The organism is Kitasatospora sp. NPDC059747, from assembly GCF_042732955.1.
Classification (GTDB): Bacteria; Actinomycetota; Actinomycetes; order Streptomycetales; family Streptomycetaceae; genus Kitasatospora.
The window spans coordinates 1-4402 of sequence record NZ_JBHWGV010000040.1 but is presented as its reverse complement, the minus strand read 5'-3'; the positions used below and the strand labels follow the sequence as shown (position 1 = coordinate 4402).

The following is a 4402-nucleotide window of genomic DNA, read 5'->3' as shown; positions in this document are numbered from 1 at the left end:
GCCCCCCCTCTAGTCCCCACACCCCCCCCCCGGGTACACCCCCCCCCCGGGCGCTTGTTCCCCGGGGGGCCCCCCCCCGGGGCCCCGGCCGGGTGGGTGGGCGGGGGCACGGGACGGGCATCGCGGCGCTCAGCCGCCCAGGGCGCGCAGGGAGTGGTAGAGGCCGCAGGCCTGGAGGGCCAGCGGGAGGAGGGCGAGGGCGGTCAGGGTGTGGAGGAGGTCGGCGATGCGGCCCCAGTAGGGCAGGAGGCGGCGGCCGGGGACGGTCCAGGCGGCGACCAGGAGGGCGGCGGTCAGGGCCACCAGGGCGCCGAGGAGGGCGAGGCGTTCCGAGGGGGAGGCGCCCGTGGTGAACCGGGTGAGCAGCACGGCGCCGCCGTACACGCCGGGCAGCAGGAGGACGAGGCGCTGGCGGATGCTGCCGATGGCGCGGGCGTGGAGGACGAGGAGCAGCGCGAGCGCCCCGGCCTCGGCCGGGCCGGCCCAGCCGCCCGTGAACGGCAGGACGGTGAGACAGACCGCGCAGACGGTGCCGATCGCGGTGTAGAGCGCCATCAGGTAGTCGTCGGCGACGAGCGCGCGGGGGAGGACGGCCGTGGCCGGGACGGGATCGATGTTCTCCTGGAGCTCCTCGGCGTTGCGCGGCAGCATCGGCAGCCGCAGGCCGGAGAGCCGGAACGCCACGGACGGCACGAAGGAGCCGACCAGGACGGCGAACACCGAGACGAGGGCGACGAGTTGGTCCGCGGCGAGGCCGAGCAGGAGCAGGGCCCCGGCCAGCACGCCGAGCGCGGCGACCAGCACCAGGCCGATGAACAGCGGCGCCGCGGCCCCCACCGCCGCCAGCGACAGCACGGCCGCGCCCGCCGCCGCGGAGGAGGCCGCGAGCACCCGGGCCCCGAGCAGGTCGTGGCCGGCCCGCCCCCGGGGGGGGCCGCGGGGGGGGGGGGGCCCGCCCCCGGGGGGGGGGGGGGCGCGGGCGGGGGCCCCCCCCCCCCGCCCCCCCCCCCGCGCCCCGCGCGGGGGGGGCGCGGGCGGCCCGGGGCCCCGCAGCAGGGCGGCGAGCCCCAGGTACGGGACGGCGGCGGCGCCGAGCGCGGTGCCCGCGCCCGCGTCCGCCATCGCGCGGGAGGCGCTGGCCGCGCCGAGCAGCAGGAGCACGGCGACGCCCGCCGCCGCGGCCTCCCGCGGGGCGGCCGGGCCCGGGAGGGCCAGCACGATCCAGCCGGCCGCGAGGGCGGCCAGGGCGAGCGCGAGGGCGAGGCGGCGGGTGAGGGCCGGGCGCCAGGTGTCGCCGCGCTCGTGCATGCCGGTGGCGACGCCGTCGACCAGGTCGTCGAAGTGCACCGGGGGCAGGGCCTCGTGGCGGGGGCGCAGGTAGAGCGCGTCGCCGTCGTGGAGCGCCAGCGCCTCGACGCTCCGCTCCTCGTCCAGCGGCTCCTCGCCGAGCCGCTGGAGCACCCAGCCGCCGTGCTCCAGGCCGCTCTCGGCGAGGCCGGGGCCGGCGTGGCCGATGATCGCGGGGAGCAGGTCGGCCAGGGGGACGTCGGCCGGGACGGCGAGTTCGAAGACCGCCTCCGGCGCGTGGAACCTCAATCGGCACAGTCCTGCGACGGCGCTGGTGCTCACGCCTCTCCTCGGGGTCGGGGTCCGTAGTGTTCTCCGTCTTCTCGAACGGGCCGCGCGGGAGTCGGCGTTCACGCACCCGGCCGCGTCCGGCCGGACCCCGCTGAACCCCGCGGTCGCCGCCGCCCGTCAGCGTGAGAGGACGGTGGCGGAACGTGAGGAGCCCTGAGTGAGCGTGGTCCTGGTCAAGCGGACGCCCAGGCGTCCTGGGCCCGAGATGCCGGACGGCGACGTCCAGCTCCAGGAGCCGCCGGTCCTGCCCGAGAAGCAGAGCGGCATGTCGAGCATGATCGGCATGGCGCCGATGGCGCTCGGCTCGCTGTCGATGGTGTTCATGTTCCTGCGCCCGGCCGGGCCCGAGGGCGGCGGCGCGCTGAGCTACGTCGCGGTCGGCATGATGGCGCTGTCCGCCGTCGGCATGCTCGTCACCCAGCTGTTCCGCGGCTCCAGCGATCGCAAGCACCAGCTGCGCGCCGAGCGCCGCGACTACCTGCGCTACCTCGCCCAGATGCGCCGCCAGGTGCGCCGCTCGATCGACGCCCAGCGCAAGGCGCTGGCCTGGCGCCACCCCGCGCCCGGCGAGCTGTGGTCGCTGGTGGGCACCACCCGGCTGTGGGAACGGCGGGCCGCGCACCCGGACTTCAGCGACGTCCGGATCGGCCTCGGCGCCCAGCGCCTCGCGACCCCGCTCGCCCCGCTCGCCACCAAGCCGGTCGAGGACCTCGAACCGCTGTGCGCCCACGCGCTGCGCCGCTTCATCCACGCCTACGGCACCGTCGCCGACCAGCCGATGGCGATCCACCTGCGCGGCTTCGCCCAACTCCTGCTGCGCGCCGACGATCCCGAGGCCGCCCGCGCGCTCGTGCGCGCGATGATCGCCCAACTCGCCGTCGTGCACGGGCCGGACGAGCTCCACGTCGCCGTCGTCGCCGACGCCGAGCGGCGCACGCACTGGGAGTGGGCCAAGTGGCTGCCGCACGCCCTGCACCCGACCGACACCGACGGCGCCGGCCCGGTCCGGCTCGTCGCGGGCAGCCTCGGCGAGGTCGAGCAACTGCTCGGCGAGGAGTTCACCGGCCGGCCCGCGTACGAGCCCGACGCCGACCCGAGCCGCGACGAACCGTTCACCGTCCTCGTCCTCGACGGCCCCGGCGCGCACGCCGGCAGCCGCGCCGCGCTCACCGGCTACCGCAACGCCGTCCTCGTCGACCTCGCCGACACCCTGGAATGGCGCCCGGCCCGCACCACCCTGCGGCTGCGCGTCGAGGAGGGCCGGCTCACCATGGTCGGCGCCGACCGCAACCGCAAGGACGTCGTCACCGACCTCGGCCGCCCCGACGCCCTCGCGCTGCCCGCCGCCACCCGGCTCGCCGCCCAGCTCGCCCGCTACCGCATCGCCGACGGCGTCGACGTCGCCGAGCCGCTGGCCACCGACTTCGACCTGACCGCCCTGCTCGGCATCCCCGACCTGCACGCCCACGACGTCGAGGCCCTGTGGGCCCAGCGCGGCATCCCGCAACGCCTGCGCGTGCCGCTCGGCCTCGGACCGGACGGCCGGCCCGTCGACCTCGACCTCAAGGAGTCCGCGCAGGGCGGCATGGGCCCGCACGGCATGCTCATCGGCGCCACCGGCTCCGGCAAGTCCGAACTGCTGCGCACGCTCGTCCTCGCGCTCGCCGTCACCCACTCCTCCGAGGTGCTCAACTTCGTCCTCGTCGACTTCAAGGGCGGCGCGACCTTCCTCGGCCTCGACACCCTGCCGCACACCTCCGCCGTCATCACCAACCTCGCCGACGAGGCCTCGCTGGTGGACCGCATGCGCGACGCCCTGCACGGCGAACTCGTGCGCCGCCAGGAGCTGCTGCGCGTCGCCGGGTACGCGTCGCTGCTGGAGTACGAGACGGCGCGCGAGGGCGGCGCGGCGCTGCGGCCGCTGCCCACCCTGTTCGTCGTCGTCGACGAGTTCAGCGAACTGCTCTCCGCCCACCGGGACTTCATGGAGCTGTTCGTGATGATCGGGCGGCTCGGCCGCTCGCTGGGCGTCCACCTCCTGCTCGCCTCCCAGCGGTTGGACGAGGGCCGGATGAGCGCGCTCGAATCCCACCTGTCCTACCGGATCGGCCTGCGGACGTTCTCGGCCATGGAGAGCCGGGGCGTCCTCGGCGTCCCCGACGCCTACCAGCTGCCCTCCCAGCCCGGCAACGGCTTCCTGCGCAGCGACATCTCCACCCTGACCCGCTTCAAGGCCGCCTACGTCTCGGGACCGTACCGGCCCAAGCGGCGCGCCGCCCAGCAGGCCGTCGTCGCCGGACAGGTCGTCCGGTACGGCACGGACTACGTGATGCAGCGCCAGGCGCCCGTGGAGGAGGTGGAGGAGGAGGTCACGGCGTCGGCCGGTTCCCTGCTGGAGATCGCCGCCGACCGCCTGCGCGACGCCGGACCGCCCGCCCACCGGGTCTGGCTGCCGCCCCTCGGGGTCCCGCCCACCCTCGACGAACTCCTGCCCCCGCTCGTCCCGCACCCCGACCGCGGCCTCACCACCGAGGACGAACACACCCACGGAGCCCTGCGGCTGCCCGTCGGCGTCGTCGACCGCCCCTTCCAGCAACTGCGCGACCTGCTCACCGCCGACCTGTCCGGCGCCGGCGGCCACGTCGGCATCGCCGGCGCCCCGCAGAGCGGCAAGAGCAACCTCCTGCGCACCCTCGTCACCGGCCTCGCCCTCACCCACACCCCGCGCGAGGTCCAGTTCTACTGCCTCGACTTCGGCGGCGGC

Annotated in this window: 2 protein-coding genes; one reads left to right on the top strand and one right to left on the bottom strand. The window is 76.6% G+C overall.

The annotated features are described in order from the left end of the window. Window positions 1-129: 129 nt before the first annotated feature. Complete coding sequence (gene eccD / locus ACFV4G_RS19155; protein WP_380441769.1) at window positions 130-1629, bottom strand: type VII secretion integral membrane protein EccD; 1500 nt, start codon at window positions 1627-1629, stop codon at window positions 130-132. 166 nt (window positions 1630-1795) lie between these two features. On the opposite strand from eccD, the gene eccCa reads away from it, so the two are divergent. Next, a partial coding sequence (gene eccCa / locus ACFV4G_RS19150) for a type VII secretion protein EccCa (RefSeq protein ID WP_380441767.1) occupies window positions 1796-4402 on the top strand: 2607 nt, incomplete at its 3' end.